At 65.7% G+C, this 15393-nt stretch carries 17 protein-coding genes; 16 read left to right on the top strand and 1 reads right to left on the bottom strand.

Features of this window, described 5'->3' with window-relative positions:
• Positions 1-23 precede the first annotated feature (23 nt).
• The 14 genes from BAU06_RS20130 (at position 24) to sctC (ending at position 11992) form a co-directional block, all read left to right on the top strand.
• Positions 24-521, top strand: coding sequence for a tetratricopeptide repeat protein (locus tag BAU06_RS20130; protein ID WP_156770293.1), 498 nt, complete (start codon positions 24-26; stop codon positions 519-521).
• Positions 522-558: 37 nt separating this feature from the next.
• Positions 559-972: a hypothetical protein gene (locus BAU06_RS20125; protein WP_066354279.1), complete on the top strand. Its 414-nt coding sequence runs from the start codon at positions 559-561 to the stop codon at positions 970-972.
• Between the two features lie 59 nt (positions 973-1031).
• Positions 1032-1880 carry a type III secretion system inner membrane ring lipoprotein SctJ gene (sctJ, locus tag BAU06_RS20120; protein WP_066354271.1) on the top strand — a complete coding sequence of 283 codons (849 nt, stop codon included), beginning with the start codon at positions 1032-1034 and terminating at the stop codon, positions 1878-1880.
• 3 nt (positions 1881-1883) lie between these two features.
• Positions 1884-2738: a SctK family type III secretion system sorting platform protein gene (locus BAU06_RS20115; RefSeq protein ID WP_066354268.1), complete on the top strand. Its 855-nt coding sequence runs from the start codon at positions 1884-1886 to the stop codon at positions 2736-2738.
• Positions 2719-3399, top strand: coding sequence for an HrpE/YscL family type III secretion apparatus protein (locus BAU06_RS20110; RefSeq protein ID WP_197509338.1), 681 nt, complete (start codon positions 2719-2721; stop codon positions 3397-3399). The genes BAU06_RS20115 and BAU06_RS20110 overlap by 20 nt, the downstream gene beginning before the upstream one ends.
• Positions 3392-4711, top strand: coding sequence for a type III secretion system ATPase SctN (gene sctN, locus BAU06_RS20105; protein ID WP_066354257.1), 1320 nt, complete (start codon positions 3392-3394; stop codon positions 4709-4711). The genes BAU06_RS20110 and sctN overlap by 8 nt, the downstream gene beginning before the upstream one ends.
• Positions 4708-5202: a type III secretion system stalk subunit SctO gene (gene sctO, locus BAU06_RS20100; protein WP_066671410.1), complete on the top strand. Its 495-nt coding sequence runs from the start codon at positions 4708-4710 to the stop codon at positions 5200-5202. Before sctN ends, sctO begins: the two co-directional genes overlap by 4 nt.
• Before the next feature lie 40 nt (positions 5203-5242).
• Positions 5243-5938 (top strand): hypothetical protein, encoded by a 696-nt coding sequence (locus tag BAU06_RS26740; RefSeq protein WP_156770292.1) that lies wholly within the window; start codon positions 5243-5245, stop codon positions 5936-5938.
• 143 nt (positions 5939-6081) lie between these two features.
• Positions 6082-7305 (top strand): type III secretion system cytoplasmic ring protein SctQ, encoded by a 1224-nt coding sequence (sctQ, locus tag BAU06_RS20090; protein WP_066354241.1) that lies wholly within the window; start codon positions 6082-6084, stop codon positions 7303-7305.
• The gene (gene sctR / locus BAU06_RS20085; protein ID WP_066359425.1) at positions 7302-7970 is read left to right on the top strand and encodes a type III secretion system export apparatus subunit SctR; all 669 of its coding nucleotides are present in this window, start codon (positions 7302-7304) and stop codon (positions 7968-7970) included. Before sctQ ends, sctR begins: the two co-directional genes overlap by 4 nt.
• A gap of 10 nt (positions 7971-7980) precedes the next feature.
• Positions 7981-8247: a type III secretion system export apparatus subunit SctS gene (sctS, locus tag BAU06_RS20080; RefSeq protein WP_066354233.1), complete on the top strand. Its 267-nt coding sequence runs from the start codon at positions 7981-7983 to the stop codon at positions 8245-8247.
• A gap of 14 nt (positions 8248-8261) precedes the next feature.
• On the top strand, positions 8262-9071 hold the full coding sequence (gene sctT, locus BAU06_RS20075) for a type III secretion system export apparatus subunit SctT (RefSeq protein WP_066354231.1): 810 nt from the start codon (positions 8262-8264) through the stop codon (positions 9069-9071).
• Entirely contained in the window at positions 9068-10138 is a 1071-nt protein-coding gene (gene sctU / locus BAU06_RS20070) for a type III secretion system export apparatus subunit SctU (RefSeq protein WP_066354229.1), read from the top strand. Before sctT ends, sctU begins: the two co-directional genes overlap by 4 nt.
• Positions 10139-10177: 39 nt before the next feature.
• Entirely contained in the window at positions 10178-11992 is a 1815-nt protein-coding gene (gene sctC, locus BAU06_RS20065; RefSeq protein ID WP_082993762.1) for a type III secretion system outer membrane ring subunit SctC, read from the top strand.
• A gap of 90 nt (positions 11993-12082) precedes the next feature.
• Here sctC and BAU06_RS20060 read toward each other — a convergent pair whose 3' ends face one another.
• Positions 12083-12805 carry an RNA polymerase sigma factor gene (locus BAU06_RS20060; RefSeq protein WP_082988360.1) on the bottom strand — a complete coding sequence of 241 codons (723 nt, stop codon included), beginning with the start codon at positions 12803-12805 and terminating at the stop codon, positions 12083-12085.
• Positions 12806-13212: 407 nt separating this feature from the next.
• Between BAU06_RS20060 and BAU06_RS20055 the strand changes: the two genes are divergently transcribed.
• Together BAU06_RS20055 and BAU06_RS27245 are read left to right on the top strand one after the other, a co-directional pair.
• A complete protein-coding gene (locus BAU06_RS20055; RefSeq protein WP_066354213.1) occupies positions 13213-13539 on the top strand; it encodes a hypothetical protein in 327 nt (108 codons plus the stop codon).
• Positions 13540-13746: 207 nt separating this feature from the next.
• Positions 13747-15384, top strand: a complete 1638-nt coding sequence (locus tag BAU06_RS27245; RefSeq protein WP_269465813.1) for a methyl-accepting chemotaxis protein — start codon at positions 13747-13749, stop codon at positions 15382-15384.
• Positions 15385-15393 lie beyond the last annotated feature (9 nt).

Here is a 15393-nt window from a genome sequence, read left to right as displayed (position 1 = left end):
GCCTTCAGGCTACGGTCACGCCTATGGTATTGCGAATCGCGCTTGGGAACTCCGGGATCGCGCCAGGTCGCGCCGTGAATGGATCCCCGGCGCCGCAAGCGCCCGAGGCTGCGCCATGCGGGTTGGCCAGGGACAAGAAGCTGGCCCGGAGGCTGGCCGGCATTGCTTTCGTCGGTGCGTTTCTTGGGCAGGCGCAGGCTGCGGAGGCCATCTTCCGCGGCCTGCGCGTCTTGCAGCCGGGGAATCCCAACGTCGATCTGGGTCTCGCCATGGTCCACACGCTGGCCGGCTCTCCGCAAGAAGGCCTGGCAGTGGTGGAGCGGGCGGCGGCCCTGGGGGCCGACGCGGGCCTGGCTGCCGTATGTGCCGGGGTCATGCTGCGAGAGGCCGGACATCGGGCCGCCGCGAACAGGACGCTGGCCCTGGCGCTTGCACAGGGTAACGGGGAGCCAGGGACTGGCGCATCCGAGACCATCGCGCAGGACGTGTTGCGCGAGCTCACGACGGTGATCCGCGGCTGAGCGCGCTTCCCATTCATTTTTCATAGAGGAGTTGACCTTGAAAATCGGAGTATCCGATCACGCCCCACTGGGCGCATACGGCGAGCAGCCGCCGGGCATCGCCGACGCGCTGCAGGTCGAGTTGTTCCAGGCCGCATTGAATGCGCCGGCACCCGGCGCCGGCGGCGCGGATAACGACGCCTCCCGCGAGGACGATGCGGATGGCACGGTATCGCCTCTCGCCTATCTGGCCAAGGGCATAGGACGCAATCTGGCGGGCATCTCGAACGACTGGCAGCAAGCGCAGGCGATGGCGGCCGATATCGGCCAGCGCGATACCTTCGATGGCGGAACGATCCGGGACATTATGAAGATGTCCCGCACGGCCGCGGGAGCTGCGCTGCGCATCGAGCTTGTCAGCAAGGTCGGCGGGAAGGTTTCCCATACGGCCGACGTCATGTCGCGAGGCTGAGTTTGTCACCGGCCTTGCAATACCCGGCGACGGCAGCGGCTGCAAGGCCGCTGCCATCGATGACGACACGCCGCATCGACCGCACCATCGGGCCGGATGCCTGGCGTCTGCTGTACCTCATTGTGGTCGCTGGCGTACTGGCGCTTGCCGGCTGTACCGGCCGTGTCGAATTGTTCTCATCCACCACGGACAGCGAAGCCAACGAAATACTGGCGATGTTGCTGCAGTCGGGCATCCCGGCGGAAAAGGTCGCCAAAAAGAGCGGCGTGACGCTGTCCGTGGCGGAGTCGGACGTGGCCAGGGCGCTGAGCATCCTGCGCCAGCACGGCTTGCCGCGGGAGCGATTCGAAGGCATGGGCAAGATCTTCCAGAAAGAGGGCATGATCTCCTCTCCCCTGGAGGAGCGCGCACGCTACATCTATGCGTTGTCGCAGGAGTTGGAAAACACCTTGACGAAGATGGACGGGGTACTGATCGCCAGGGTGCACGTGGTCCTGCCCGACCAGGATGCGGTCAAGGTCGCCAAGACGGCGGCCAGCGCGGCCGTCTTCATCAAGCACCAGCCCGGCTACAACCTCGAGGTCCTGAAGCCGCAGATCCGGACACTGGTGGCCCACGCCATCCCGGAACTCCACGAAGACGGCGTGTCAGTGGTCCTGGTCACGGCGCAGCGTCCCGCCGGGGCGGCGCTTACGGCCTCGCCGCCGCCCGTTTCCCCGAAAGATCCCGACGGCGATGGAAAAGACCGCGCACGTCCGTCATGGGCCTGGTGGCTGGTGGGTTTCGGGATGCTGGCGAGCACGCTGGCCGGCACCGGGTTCTGGCTCTGGCGCAGGCAAAGAAGCCGCGCGCTGGATGCCGATATGCTGGTCGGCGGGCCACATCTGGACCGGTTCGGGCAGGATTGAGCCATGTCCGGCCTGGTGTTGTGCGATCGGCGGATGATCGTCTTCAATTTTCTGCCTAGCAAGACCTTGCATCCATCCCGCTACGCGGATTATGGCGTTTCGCGGGATGTCGCCGGCCTGGACGCCGTGCCAGCGGTCTCCGCGGCATGGCATCGCCGGTGGTCGCGTTCGATCCTGCAGCACGAAGGTCTGCTGGACGCCCCGGTTACCGAGCTCGACACCGCGGGCCTGCCCGTTGCGGTCCTGCCGTATGAGCGGCTGGCGATGCTGGCTCGGCGCCTTGGCGTTGTGCTTTGCGGGCCGCGCCTGCGCCGGGCGATCTCCGGCGATGCGGTGCGCGCCCTGCAGGCCGCCCTGGGTGAAGACGCCCTGGGCTGGATCAAGCGTGGCCGGGTTCTGCATGCCGGCCTGGCCGGACCGATGTTCCAGGATGCAGCCGAGGCCCTTCGCACGGTGTCCGTGGCCGGCCATGCGGCCTTGTATGCCGCTTTCCACGACGCGACCCCGCGGATGGGACGTCGGGTGCTTCTGAAGCTTCCCCGCCTGTCGCGGCAGCGCTCGCCAGGGATGTCCCCGCACCCGCCAGCAGGTACGAGCCAGCCTGCAGGCGTGGCGCCACCGTCGTGTGAAGCGGCGCCACAGCGGGCAGCCACTTCGCGCGCAGCGCCTCCGCCGCCGGAGAGCGACGCCAGCGAGTCATGGAGGGACAGCGGGTGGGACAGCGGGTGGGACAGCGGCTCCTCCGCCATTCACGAGGAAGTCACGGCTGCGCTGGATGGCGAGACGGCCATGGCCTTGGCGCTGGCTTTGTCGGACGAACCGGCGATGGGAGGCCGCGATGGCATTTCTGCTCGATGACCCACCGGACGGGCTTGGTCAGGACGGCGGTACTCGCGTCGTACCCCTGGGAAAGATCGTTCGCCGCGACGAACATATCGCGCTGCTCGATGCAAGGGGCGTGGTGGCCAAGGCGCGCCGCGATGCCGCCCGCATCGTCGAAGATGCGCGGCACGCCTATCGCCAGGAGCGGGAGCGCGGCTACGCGGAGGGACTCCAGGCCGCACAGGCCGAACAGGCCGCCGCGATGGTGGCGATCCATCGCCAGACCGTCGGCTTCCTGAAGCAGGTCGAACACGATGTGGCGGACCTGGTCATGGCGTCGCTGCGCAGGATACTTGCCGACTTCGACGACTCGGAGCGAGTGCTCGCCGTCGTCGCAAGCGGCTTGGCGCTGCTGCGTCGCCAGAAGAGCGTGCTGCTGCGTGTGCATACGGACGATGCCGCCGTCGTGCGGCGCCATATGCAGGCATTGTCCTCGCGCTTCCCCGGCATCGACTACATCGATGTGGTCGCGGACGACCGGTACGCACGCGGCGCATGCCGGATGGAGACCGCCATCGGCACCATAGAAACCAGCCTGGACAGGCAACTGGACATCTTGCAGCGTGCCCTGTGTCCCCTGGAGGCCATGTCGGAAGAGACCACTACGGAAACGGGACGGAACGCCAGCGATGTTTGACCATATCCTGCCCGGCATGCGCGCCCGCCTCGCCGACGTCCGCACGGTGCGGATGGTGGGCCGGGTGACCCAGGTCACCGGCACGATCATACGTGCCGCGGTCGGCGGCGCGCAGGTGGGGCAGCTGTGCGTACTGCGAGACCCGGACGGCGGCCCGGACATCAAGGCGGAAGTCATCGGTTTCGCGGAGGACGCCGCCCTGTTGACGCCGATAGGCGATACATGCGGGATCTCCTCCCGCACCGAAGTCATGCCCACGGATAGCGCGCTGGCCGTTCCGGTGGGCATGGAACTCCTGGGCAGGGTACTGGATGGCCTGGGACGCCCGCTGGATCAGGCCACCCGCGGACCGCTGGCCACGCGGGAAACCTATCCGGTGCTAAGCGCTGCGCCGCATCCGCTGGCGCGCAAGCCGATACAGCGGCCGCTGGAGTTGGGCATACGTGTCATGGACGGCCTGTTGACGTGCGGAGAAGGGCAGCGCATGGGAATATTCGCGGCAGCCGGCGGGGGCAAGTCCACATTGATGGGCATGTTGGCCAATGGGGCCGATGTGGACGTACGCGTCGTGGCGCTGATCGGCGAGCGCGGCCGCGAGGTCGGCGAATTCCTCCAGCGGGACCTTGGCGAGAACCTGCGCAATAGCGTGGTGGTGTGCGCGACCAGCGACCGCTCGGCCATGGAGCGCGTCAAGGCCGCCTTCGTGGCGACGGCGATCGCCGAATTCTTCCGCGACCAGGGAAAGCGCGTGCTTTTCCTGATGGACTCCGTTACGCGGTTCGCGCGCGCGCAGCGGGAGATCGGCCTGGCCGCCGGCGAGCCGCCGACGCGCCGCGGTTTTCCACCGTCCGTCTTCGCCGTCCTGCCCAAGCTGCTCGAACGCGCGGGCATGAATGAGCGTGGCTCGATGACGGCTTTCTACACGGTGCTGGTGGAAGGCGACGACATGACCGAACCCGTCGCGGACGAGGTCAGGTCCATCCTGGACGGACATATCGTGTTGTCGCGCAAGCTGGGCGCGGAAAACCATTTTCCCGCTATCGACGTCCTTGCGTCGGCGAGCCGCGTGATGGGCAGTGTCGTGTCGCGAGAGCATGCACGCGCGGCCAGCCGCCTTCGTGAGCTGATGGCCAAGCATGCCGAGATCGAACTGCTGCTGAACATCGGCGAATACCAGCCGGGCCACGATGCGCTGGCGGATGAGGCGGTGCGCAAGATCGGCGATGTCCGGCAGTTTCTCCGGCAGGCGGCGGACGAGCGGGATAGCTTCGACGGCGCCGTGGCGCGCATGCTCGATCTGGTGCACGGATGACCGGGCGGGGCGGTCATCTGCGCCGGAATCTCGTCGCGCTGCGGGCGCTGCGGGAAAGCAGGGCTGAGCGCGCGCTCGTGCGCCTGCACCGCGATCGCGACGATGCCCAGGTGTATCTCGAACGCGAGCAACGTCAGCTGGATCTCTGGCGTTGCCGGGCTGACGAAGAACAGGCGACGCTGTACGCGGCCCTGCTGGCCGAAGCGGTGGACCGGCGCAGCCTGGAACGGACGCTGGCCAAGATAGATGGCTTACGGCAGCGTACGCGCGCGCTGCAACGCGGCGTGGAATCGGCGCGGGAAAAACGCGAGCAGGCACAGGCCGCGCTGGACCACGGCAGGGCACTGCGCGCAGCGGCCGCAAAGGCGACGCGGAAATCGACAGAGGTGCTGGACGTGTATCGGCGCCAATGCGCGCTCGCCGAAGAAAGAATCGCCGAGGACGCGCTGGATGAAACCGCGGTCTTGATGCACGGCAGGGGCGCCCCATGAAGGACGCACGCATGACGTATCGGCAGTCAGGAGCAAGCAGGTGAAAGTGTCGACATCAGGCAGGCTGCCCTCGGCCGACAGGGCGCCGGAGACCGGCATCCCGGATGTCCGCAAGGATGTGCATCGCCGCCTGCGGGTGGCGCTCGGGGATGGCGCGCGGCTCCTGGGGCCGCGCATGCGGCCGGATCCCGACGACGCGGACTTGTTCAGGGCCCTGCTGTCTGGCACGGAAAACAAGGACCGCGCCGCGATTCCGGAAAGGAAAGCGACAGACGGGGATGGACGACCGGAGCCTGCCTCGAACGACCCTCGGGACGACGTCGCGGCGGTCCGCAATGGGCAGCCCGGTCCGGATCATCGAAAAGGCGACACGGCGGGCGCGATTGCCGCGGCTGTCCCGGACCTTGCTGCATTGAGCGGCGTCGTGACCAAGGTCTACCTGGATAGCCTGCATGATGGCCAGCGTGGGGTTGGTATTGCCTTGGATGACGATCTGCTGCCCGCCACGCATTTGGCCATCCGCGAGCGGGAAGGGCGCTTGGCCGTCGACTTCGTCAGCGTGAACCCTTGCGCGCGCGAACGCCTGCGTCGTGGCGCGGAACCTTTGGCGGAACGGGTGGCCTTGGACCTCTCGCGCGATGTCGCGGTCAAGGTGGCCGCGCATGACGGCGATCCGCTGGCCCTCGAAGTACGCGCGGATGCCTCCGGCGGTCGCGTGCCATGGAGATTCCCATGACCGTTGCCTACCCGTTGCGGCCAAGCAGGTGGACGGACGAGCAGGCGCGGATGCTGTCGCGCGTCTCCCGGCATGCCGTGGGGCACGTCATCACTCCTGTATTCCCGTCCGCCGGACACGGGAGGGGGGCGTGGAATATTCGTATGCACGCCGTCTGTTGCGGGAATGCTTCATGGTCCCATCGCCCACCCGATCACGGCGACAATGCCGGGCACGATGCGTACCGCCTGGTTGGGCTGGAATGGAACGGTGCACGCCTGTGGCTGCGCTTGCCGGCGCGCGCGTGCAACGATTGGCTGTCCCTGCGCATGCCCGACCTGCAGATCGATCCGCTGCCGGCGGCTTTCATCGATGCCGCATGGGACGCCATGTTGCAGGAGGCCTGGAACGCCCTGGGAATCGGGCGGCTCTGCCCCGGTTTGCGCGCCGCGCCCGATGGGTTGCCCGAGCCGGGAACGCGCTATCCGTATGCCTGGCGTTTGTCCTTGCGTTCGTCCGATGGCGCGGCCAGCGTGGACGCCGAACTGGCGGCGGACGATCAGGGCCTGCGTGAGCTGGCTGCGTGGCTGGCCCGCATGCCGGCCCAGGCCGCCGACGATGTGCCTTGCATGGATGCGTTGACCATCCCTGTCCTGGCGCGCGCCGGCCAGACCGTGCTGGGGGCCGCGGAACTGCGCGGCCTGGCGATAGGCGATGTTGTCATGTTCGATGTCGGCCTGGCCGATCCAGACGGGAATGCCTGGCTTGCCACGCCGGATGGCCAGTGCGTCCGCGTGCGCGCCACCGGCCCTGGCGCCAGCCGCTATGTCGTCACCCAGGAATGGAGCCGCTTACCTATGAATGACTATCCCACGTCCGACGACCCCTATGCGGGAATGGATCACGGATACCCGCCGCCGGACAAGCGCCCCGACGCCCGCGAGGGCAGCCTGTCTTCCGGGGACGATCCGTATCCCGACCCGGCGCCGTATGGCCTGGACGCCGATCCCGCGATCGCAGGTCAGGAATGCGCGCTCCCGCCGCAGGGGGCCCGGCTTCCCCGGGATCCTTGTGACGACGCGGCGGCGGTGGGCGGTGCGCCCTCCATCGAAAGCGCCGATGGGAACGGCAAAGCCGATGGACTCGACGTGGATCGTATCCCCGTCCGCCTGGACTTCGACCTGGGCGAACACAGGATGACCCTGGGCGAGCTCCGGCGGCTCAGGCCCGGCGAGTTCTTCGACCTGCAAAGACGGATAGACGCCGGTCCGGTGCACATCCGCGCGAACGGGACGCTTATCGGCACCGCCGAGCTGGTCGATATCGACGGCAGGATAGGCGCGCGCGTCCTGACACTGGTTCCGGCGGGCCGCGATTCATGTGGTTGAACGACGTCGATCCGGTCGCGCTCATCGTCGTTATCGCCTGCGTGGCGATAATGCCGCTTGCCATCATGCTGACGACGTCCTTTCTGAAGATATCGGTGGTGCTGGCGCTGTTGCGCAACGCGATAGGGGTGCAGCAGGTCCCCCCCAATATGGCGTTGAACGGACTGGCCTTGATCCTGTCCCTGTACGTCATGGCGCCCGTGCTGGGCAAGGTCGCCGAAGAGGTAAAGCACACGTACGAGGCGGGAACCGCTCCGGAACCGGGCGCGCAGCGCTTCGACACGCTGATGAAGGCGATCGAGCGCGGTGCGGCGCCGCTCAAAGCCTTCATGACGAAGCACAGCAGTCCTGGGCAGAGGCAGTTCTTCATGGATACCGCGGTCTCTCTGTGGGGCCCGCAAGAAGCCAGCGGCCTGCGCGAGGACAATCTGCTGGTGCTGATCCCCGCTTTTGTGGTGTCGCAGTTGACCGCCGCATTCCAGGTCGGGTTCCTGCTCTATCTGCCCTTCATCATCATCGACCTGATCGTCTCCAATGTCTTGCTGGCCATGGGCATGATGATGGTGTCTCCCGTCACCATCGCCATTCCCCTGAAGCTTTTCCTGTTTGTCATGCTGGATGGCTGGACCAAGCTGATCCAGGGCCTGGTCCTCTCGTATTCCTGAGGCAGGAACCATGAACGTCGCCGACCTGGTTTTCTACCTGAAGGAAGCCCTATACCTGGTCTTCTGGCTGTCGCTGCCGCCGCTTGCGGTCGCCTCCATCGTCGGAACGCTGTTCTCGCTGTTTCAAGCCCTGACGCAGATCCAGGAACAGACCTTGTCGTTCGCCATCAAGCTGCTGGCGGTTTTCGTCACGCTGCTGCTGACGGCGGGCTGGATAGGCGCGGAGATCTTCCACTACTCGCTGGCGATTTTCGAGTCGTTCCGTGCCGTCCGATAAGCTGGGGGAACCGCTTGCAAGGTATCTACACTTACGCGGCGGTATACGACCTGCTGTTGTCCCTGGTCCTTATTCAACCCAGGATTCTTTTTATCTTCATGATGGTCCCTGTGTTCAGCAGGCAGATATTGCCAGGCCGGCTACGCGGGGCAATAGCGATCGCACTGGGACTCCTCGTCGTGCCACTGGCGCTGCAAGGCATGGGCGCCGACCCAGGTGCCTACCCCAGCTTGCCCGCTGTATTGCTGCTGGTGGTCAAGGAAGCCTTCGTCGGCATGACGCTGGGATTCTTCCTTGCACTTCCATTCTGGGTGATCGAAGGCGTCGGTACGGTTATCGACTATCAGCGCGGCGCCAGCATGGGCGCCCTGCTGAATCCCACCATGGGCGGCGAAACAACGCCCATCGCCATCTTGATGCAGCTGGCCTACGGCGTGTTCTTTCTGGTGGGCGGCGGCGTGTCGCTGTTCTTGTCCGTACTGTATGACAGTTATCGTCTCTGGAACCCCTGGCACTGGATGCCGGCGTTGCGGGCGGATGCCATCCCGCTCTTGCTTGGCCAGTTGGACCGGCTGATGCACCTGGTCGTCCTGTTGTCGGCGCCGGTGGTGATCGTCATGCTGCTCGCCGAACTCGGGCTGGCGCTGGCCAGCCGCTTCACGCCGCAACTCCAGGTGTTCTTTCTTGCGATGCCGATCAAAACCGGTCTGGCCCTGTTCGTGCTGGTGCTCTATATCGGCATCCTGTTCGACCACATGGGGCGGGAAGCGCGGCGCGCGGAGACCCTGCTGCCTTTTCTTGCGCATCTCTGGCGGGCTTCGTGAGCGGCGAGAAGTCAGAAAAGCCCACGCCGAAGAAGCTGCAGGACGCGCGCAAGAAGGGCGATGTCCCCTATAGCCGCGACTTCAGCCAGACCTTGCTGACCCTGGCGCTGTCGGCCTATGTCGTGCTGAACAGCCAGAACATCCTTTCCGCCTTCCTGCGGATTCTGGCCATACCCGCGGCCGTCGCGGGGCTGGCGTTCCAGCAGGCCTTGAAGGCAGCCGGAAGCATCGCGCTGCACGAAGCACTGGGCCTGTTGGGTCCCTTCGTCCTGATCGTGCTGGGCTTCGGCTTTTTCGTCGAGTTCAGCCAGATCGGCCTGATCATCGCCCCCGAGAAAGCCAAGCCCTCCGGCACGAAGCTCAATGTGGTGTCCAACGTCAAGAACATCTTCTCGGCGAAGAACCTGGTCGAAGTCTTGAAATCGACGGCGAAGATTGTTTGCTTCGCTGTACTGACGTGGCTGCTGTTGCGGGAGGGCCTGAACCCCCTGGTGCATGCGGTGCACGGCGGCCTGGAAGGCGTCATGCAGGTCAACGGCAGCCTGTTCCGCCTGCTGTTGCTGTACACGGCGATTTTCTGCCTCGCCATCGCCGGACTGGATCTGGGTTGGCAGCGGCACCAGCGGCACAAGCGGTTGATGATGACCAAGGAGGAAGTCAAGCGCGAGCAAAAGGACAATGAAGGGCAGCCCGAGATCAAGCAGCAACGCAAGCGCTTGCACCAGGAGCTCGGCAACGGTGGCGCGGTGGAGGCCGTGCGCAAGTCTTCCACACTGGTGGTGAACCCCACGCACGTGGCGGTAGCCTTGCGCTACGTGCCGGACGAGACGCCCTTGCCCATCGTGGTGGCGAAAGGACGCGACGGCGTTGCGCTGCAGATGATCGCCATGGCCGAACGCATCGGTATCCCGGTGATGCGCGATGTGCCGCTGGCCCGCGCGCTGTTGGCGGACGCCCGCGAAAACGAGTACATCCCGAGCGAGCTTGTCGTCCCAGTCGCGCACGTATTGCGTGCCGTGCGCGATCTGGCGATGGAGGACAGGGAGAGTCCGCCGGGATCCCTGTAGTAGACGCGTATCTGTGATTGAACAATGATTTGGACGACGATGTTTCAGCGATGGTGTGCCCGCGGCAGGAAGGCGATCCGCAGGGCGGGGCTGGCGGTGGCGGCGCTGGTCTTGGCGAATGGCGCGCAGGCGGCGCCGTCGTGGCCGGTGGCCCCGTATACGTATTTCGCATCCGACGAATCGCTGGAGAACGTGCTGCGCCGCTTCTCCAGCGGATTCAGCCTGACGCTGCAGCTGGCACCAGGGGTTGCCGGCCTGGTCAATGGCAAGTTCACCGCGGCCAACCCGACGGAGTTCCTGGACAAGCTCGCGGGCGTCTATGGCTTCAATTGGTTCGTCTATGCGGGGACGCTGTTTGTCAGCCCGGCCACCGCCATGGTGACCAAGACGATCAGTGTCGGAAACGGCGCCATTGCGGGCCTGCGCGATGCGCTGGACCGGCTCGGCGTGCTCGACGATCGCTTCGGCTGGGGCGAGCTGCCGGACCAGGGGCTCGCGCTGGTATCCGGCCCGCCGGCCTACGTGGCGTTGATAGAGCGTACGATCAATGCGCTGCCGCCCACCGCCGGCAGGCAGGAGGTCGCTGTCTTCCGGCTCAAGTACGCATCGGTCAACGATCGTGTGGTGCGTTACCGCGACCAGTCGATCACGACGCCGGGGCTGGCGACCATATTGCGCGACCTGGTCGATGGCACGGGGCCCGGCGCCGGCAATTCCGCGCTGGCTGCCATGGCTGCGCCGCTGCGCGAGCCATTCTTCCAGGACGAGCCGCAGCCGGTCCTGGGCGTGCCGGCCGCGCCAGGTGTGAACCGCGCGCGGCCCTCGGCGGCGGGGGAGCGCGCGGCACCCTACGAGGGCGGGCGCCGTACCCGGGCGGCCAAGATCCAGTCCGACGCGCGCTTGAATGCCATCATCGTGCAGGATATCCCCGAGCGTATGGGCGTATACCGTGCCTTGATCGCGCAACTGGACGTGCCGACCACCTTGATCGAGATCGAGGCCTTGATCGTGGATATCCGGGCGGATCTGACCAGCGAGCTGGGCATCAAATGGGGAGGGCGGGTCGGCAAAACGAGCTTCGGCTACGGCTATGGCAATCCCTCGCCTATCGACCCGGACGGCAGCAAGATGAAGGCCGGCAACATGCCCCTGGGGACCATCGGCGTAAGCGTCGCCGATTCGCTGCTTGCACGCCTGAATGCCCTGCAGGGCACCGACGATGCGAATGTCCTGTCCAAGCCGTCTATCCTGACCTCCGACAACATGGGGGCCTTGATCGATCTGTCCAAGACCTTCTACATCAAGCTGACCGCGGATCACTACGCGGACGCCAAGGCCGTCACGGTGGGAACATCCCTTAGGGTGACCCCGCGGTTCATCAACGGCAAGACGGGCGGAGAAGTCGAGCTGGCCGTCGATATCGAAGACGGCGGGATTACGCAAGACCCGCTGGTCGACGGTTTGCCCGTCGTGGGCAGGACCAGCATCAGCACGCTGGCCGTGGTGGGCGATGGCCAGGCCTTGCTGATCGGTGGCTACAACAGCAACCAGGCAGAGGACGAGATATCCAAGATCCCGCTATTGGGCGATATCCCGGGATTGGGCGCTTTCTTTTCCCACAAGCGCAAGAGCAACAAGCGCTGGGAGCGGATGTTCGTGATCCGCCCGCGCGTGGTGCAAGTCAATGGCGCGCCACTGGTGCCCGAGTCCCTGCTGAAATGGGGAGACGCGGTGGGCTGGTCCTGGGATGGCCCGACGCGGTCGACGGTGTACACGGACGGCATGGACCGCACGCTGCGCCTGTTGCAGCCGGGGCCTACGCAAGTGCTGCAGAAGGCCCCGGCCGGGAAGTGACGTCTATATGTTTTTTATTAGGTGATGCGGGCGCGTGAGCGCCGGTCGGGGTGGCCGCGCGGCCCCTTTGGGAAGGCGAATCCCGTCAGGTCAGGCGTCCAGGCGTACGCCCTTCGTTTCCAGCTTGGAGCGCAGGGCGGCGCGGGCGCGCGACAGTCGGCTGCGTATCGTGCCCACCGGGACGGTCAGGCGGGCGGCGGCTTCTTCGTAGGTCAGGTCGTTCAAGCCCATCATCAGCAGGATGCTGCGCATGTTTTCCGGAAGTTCCGCGATGGATTCCTCGAGCAGGCGCAGTGTCTGGTTCTGCTCGGCGGCATCGTCCGGTGTCAGGTCCTGCGAGGCATGGTCGCTGAGCGCGTCTTCTCCGACGAAGAAGTAGCGGCATTCCGGCGCGCGAGACAGATAGTTGCGGACCAGGTTCAGCGCGATGCCGTACAGCCATGTGGAAAGCTGGGATTCGCCCCGGAAGCTGTGATAGGACTTTGCCGCTTCAAGGAAGGCCTGCTGGGTGAGGTCTTCGGCGTCGGGGCAATTGCCGATGTGCTTGATGATGAAGCGATGCAGGCGCGTGGCGTGATTCTGGACCAGCTCGCGGAATACCGCTTCATAGGCACTGTGCGATGTGGCCAGGCCAAGGTTGGGGTTGGCGGGATTGGGCGAAACATGGTTGGCCGATGCGAGGGGGGCCGATACATGTTTGGCCGATACATGATTGGCCGATACGTGATTGGCCGATACGTGATTTGCCGACACATCGAAGGAGACGGGCGGTGGCGCCTGGATGCCATGGTGATTGTCGTGGAGATATCGCATGGGATAGCCAAAAGGTCACGGGCGAGCCAGTATGGGGCAATACCTTTGGTGGCCGGGCGAACCGCGCGAGCAGGAATTGCTGCTCGTTCAACGGATGCTTTTGCGTTCCATGGTGGCGTGGAAAATCAGCCGTATCCGCACTGAAGATGTCGTCGGAATGTGGGGCCGAATGCATCCGACATGGCGGCCTGATGCAGGCGCCACCCAGACTGGGGTGGGAAATTTCCTAGCTTGGTTCCACGCCAGGCGAGGGACCCCGCTCAGATTTTTCGCATACCCCGGGCAGGCAGCGGTTCCTAGAATGGCCTCCGGCCTCGCAGGCGTGGTGACACCCCGGGACTGGTGTCCTCCCTCCGCCAGACTCGTCCTTCCACCCTCGCGAGTGCCCTCGAGCGAGGAGTCGTGGCATGAGTATGAAGACGATGTATTGGGTGTCGCAGATCTTCTCCTGGAACTACATCGACATTGCCGGCAAAACGCATGGACGCATCGATTGGTTCGAGAACATCCGCGATATGGGCTACTGGTGGCAAACAGGGTACGAGACCGGCGTCTCCTACAGCCTCGACCAGGCCAAGCGGGGAGTGGAAGACGCCGTCATGCGGCACCGCATGGCGCTGGAGGCCCGCTACCAGGCCGGCGTTACGGTCGACCCCCCGCTCGCGGCCCGGACCGGCGCTGGTTCATGCCCCGCGAGCGAGCAAGCGCCTGGCGGCATGGCCTGGCCCGCCTGAGGTCTGCGGGTGTCGGCCGTCGCCGGAGACCCGGCCGCGCTTGGGGCCGGCCTCCTCTGCACTAACCTGTAAAAAAGATAAAATTTCCTTCTGAATATTTCCATGGCCGACCGGTGCGGCGCCATGGGGACCGCTCGCGGGCAGTCCGCGCGGTCAGGGAAATTCGCTTTCTACGGGTGATGGCAGATGCGATTGAGGAATCAGAGTGTGGGCGCACGGCTGGCCCTGGGTTTCGGCGTGGTGCTGGTGCTGCTGGTGGCCCTGGCGGTGCTTAGCATGGTCCGCATGCGGTCCGTGGACAACAGCCTCAACATGATCAACGGCATCAATAGCGTCAAGCAGCGTTATGCCATCAACTTCCGCGGCAGCGTGCACGATCGCTCCATCGCGCTGCGCGATGTGGTACTGCAGAGCTCGACCGCGGAACTGGCCAAGGTCGTGCAGCGCATCGACGGACTGGCGCGGGACTATGCCGAATCGGCGCGGCCGCTCGACGAGCTGTTCGCCCGCGAGGCGGTCCTTCCGGAGGAACGGTCCGCGCTGGCCCAGATCAAGGCGTCGGAAGGCCGCACCATGCCCTTGATACAGCGTGTCATCGCGCTGAAGCAGTCGGGCAAGGGGCAGGAAGCCACCGATCTGCTGCTTGCCCAGGCCGCGCCCGCGCTGGTCACATGGCTGGCCGATATCAATCGGATGATCGACCTGGAAGAGCGCCTGAACCGCGAGATCGCCATGCATGCCCAGGCAGTCTCCAGCCATTTCGAATTCGAGATGGCGGCGCTGTCCCTGTTGGCCGTCATCCTGGGCGTTTGCGTCGCCGCGCTCTTCGTGCGTGGCCTGCTGCGCCAGCTGGGCGGCGAGCCGCGCGACGCCACCGAGATCGCCAATCGCATCGCGCAGGGCGACCTGAGCGTGCAGGTCCATGTCAGGGAAGGCGACAACAGCAGCTTGCTGTTCGCCGTCAAGAGCATGCGCGACAACCTGGCCGGCATCGTGGGCCAGGTGCGGGCCGGCACCGATACGGTGGCCGCGGCGGCCGCGCAGATCGCCGCCGGCAGCCAGGATTTGTCGTCCCGCACCGCGCAGCAGTCGGCCTCATTGGAGAGCACGGTATCGTCCATCGAGGAACTGACCGCCACCGTGTCGCAGAACTCCGACCATGCGCGCGAGGCCAACAAGCTCGCCATGTCGGCATCGGAGATCGCCACCCGGGGTGGCGCGGTGGTGGGGCAGGTCATCGATACGATGGCGTCGATCTCGGAATCCGCGCGCAAGATCGTCGACATCACCGGCATCATCGACAGCATTGCCTTCCAGACGAACATCCTTGCCTTGAACGCGGCGGTGGAGGCGGCGCGCGCCGGCGAGCAGGGCCGCGGTTTCGCCGTCGTGGCTTCCGAAGTGCGGGCGCTGGCCCAGCGCAGCGCCTCGGCCGCCAAGGAAATCAAGGCGCTGATCGACGATTCGGCGCAGAAGGTCGAAAGCGGCAGCCAGTTGGCCACGCAGGCCGGCGTCACGATGAACGAGGTGGTGACCAGCGTGCAGCACGTCACGTCCCTGGTGGGCGAGATCACCGTCGCAAGTGTCGAGCAGGCCCAGGGCATCGAGCAGGTGAACAAGACCATCATGCAGATGGACACCGTGACCCAGCAAAACGCCCATCTGGTGGAACAGGGAAGCTCCGCGGCCGCAGCGCTGCAGGACGAAGCCGCGACCTTGTCGAAGCTGGTCAGCGTGTTCCGCTTGCAGGCCGCCGCCATGCCGCTGCCGGCGCAGGCGGCGGACTACGCGCCCCCCAGGAGCCTGCCCGCCCAGGATGAGGATGCGCCGCTGCTGGCCGCCTGATCCGGCGCG

Source organism: Bordetella bronchialis (genome assembly GCF_001676705.1).
Lineage (GTDB): Bacteria > Pseudomonadota > Gammaproteobacteria > Burkholderiales > Burkholderiaceae_B > Bordetella_C > Bordetella_C bronchialis.
Note: the sequence above shows the minus strand (reverse complement) of the source record. Positions and strands in the feature narration are given on the sequence as shown.

Bases quoted from the DNA above. Each gene is read 5' to 3' on its own strand.
- BAU06_RS20130 (WP_156770293.1), top strand. From the start codon at position 24: ATGGTATTGCGAATCGCGCTTGGGAACTCCGGGATCGCGCCAGGTCGC.
- sctJ (WP_066354271.1), top strand. From the start codon at position 1,032: ATGACGACACGCCGCATCGACCGCACCATCGGGCCGGATGCCTGGCGT.
- BAU06_RS20115 (WP_066354268.1), top strand. From the start codon at position 1,884: ATGTCCGGCCTGGTGTTGTGCGATCGGCGGATGATCGTCTTCAATTTT.
- BAU06_RS20110 (WP_197509338.1), top strand. From the start codon at position 2,719: ATGGCATTTCTGCTCGATGACCCACCGGACGGGCTTGGTCAGGACGGC.
- sctN (WP_066354257.1), top strand. From the start codon at position 3,392: ATGTTTGACCATATCCTGCCCGGCATGCGCGCCCGCCTCGCCGACGTC.
- sctO (WP_066671410.1), top strand. From the start codon at position 4,708: ATGACCGGGCGGGGCGGTCATCTGCGCCGGAATCTCGTCGCGCTGCGG.
- sctQ (WP_066354241.1), top strand. From the start codon at position 6,082: ATGCACGCCGTCTGTTGCGGGAATGCTTCATGGTCCCATCGCCCACCC.
- sctS (WP_066354233.1), top strand. From the start codon at position 7,981: ATGAACGTCGCCGACCTGGTTTTCTACCTGAAGGAAGCCCTATACCTG.
- sctC (WP_082993762.1), top strand. From the start codon at position 10,178: ATGTTTCAGCGATGGTGTGCCCGCGGCAGGAAGGCGATCCGCAGGGCG.
- BAU06_RS20060 (WP_082988360.1), bottom strand. From the start codon at position 12,805: ATGCGATATCTCCACGACAATCACCATGGCATCCAGGCGCCACCGCCC.
- BAU06_RS20055 (WP_066354213.1), top strand. From the start codon at position 13,213: ATGAGTATGAAGACGATGTATTGGGTGTCGCAGATCTTCTCCTGGAAC.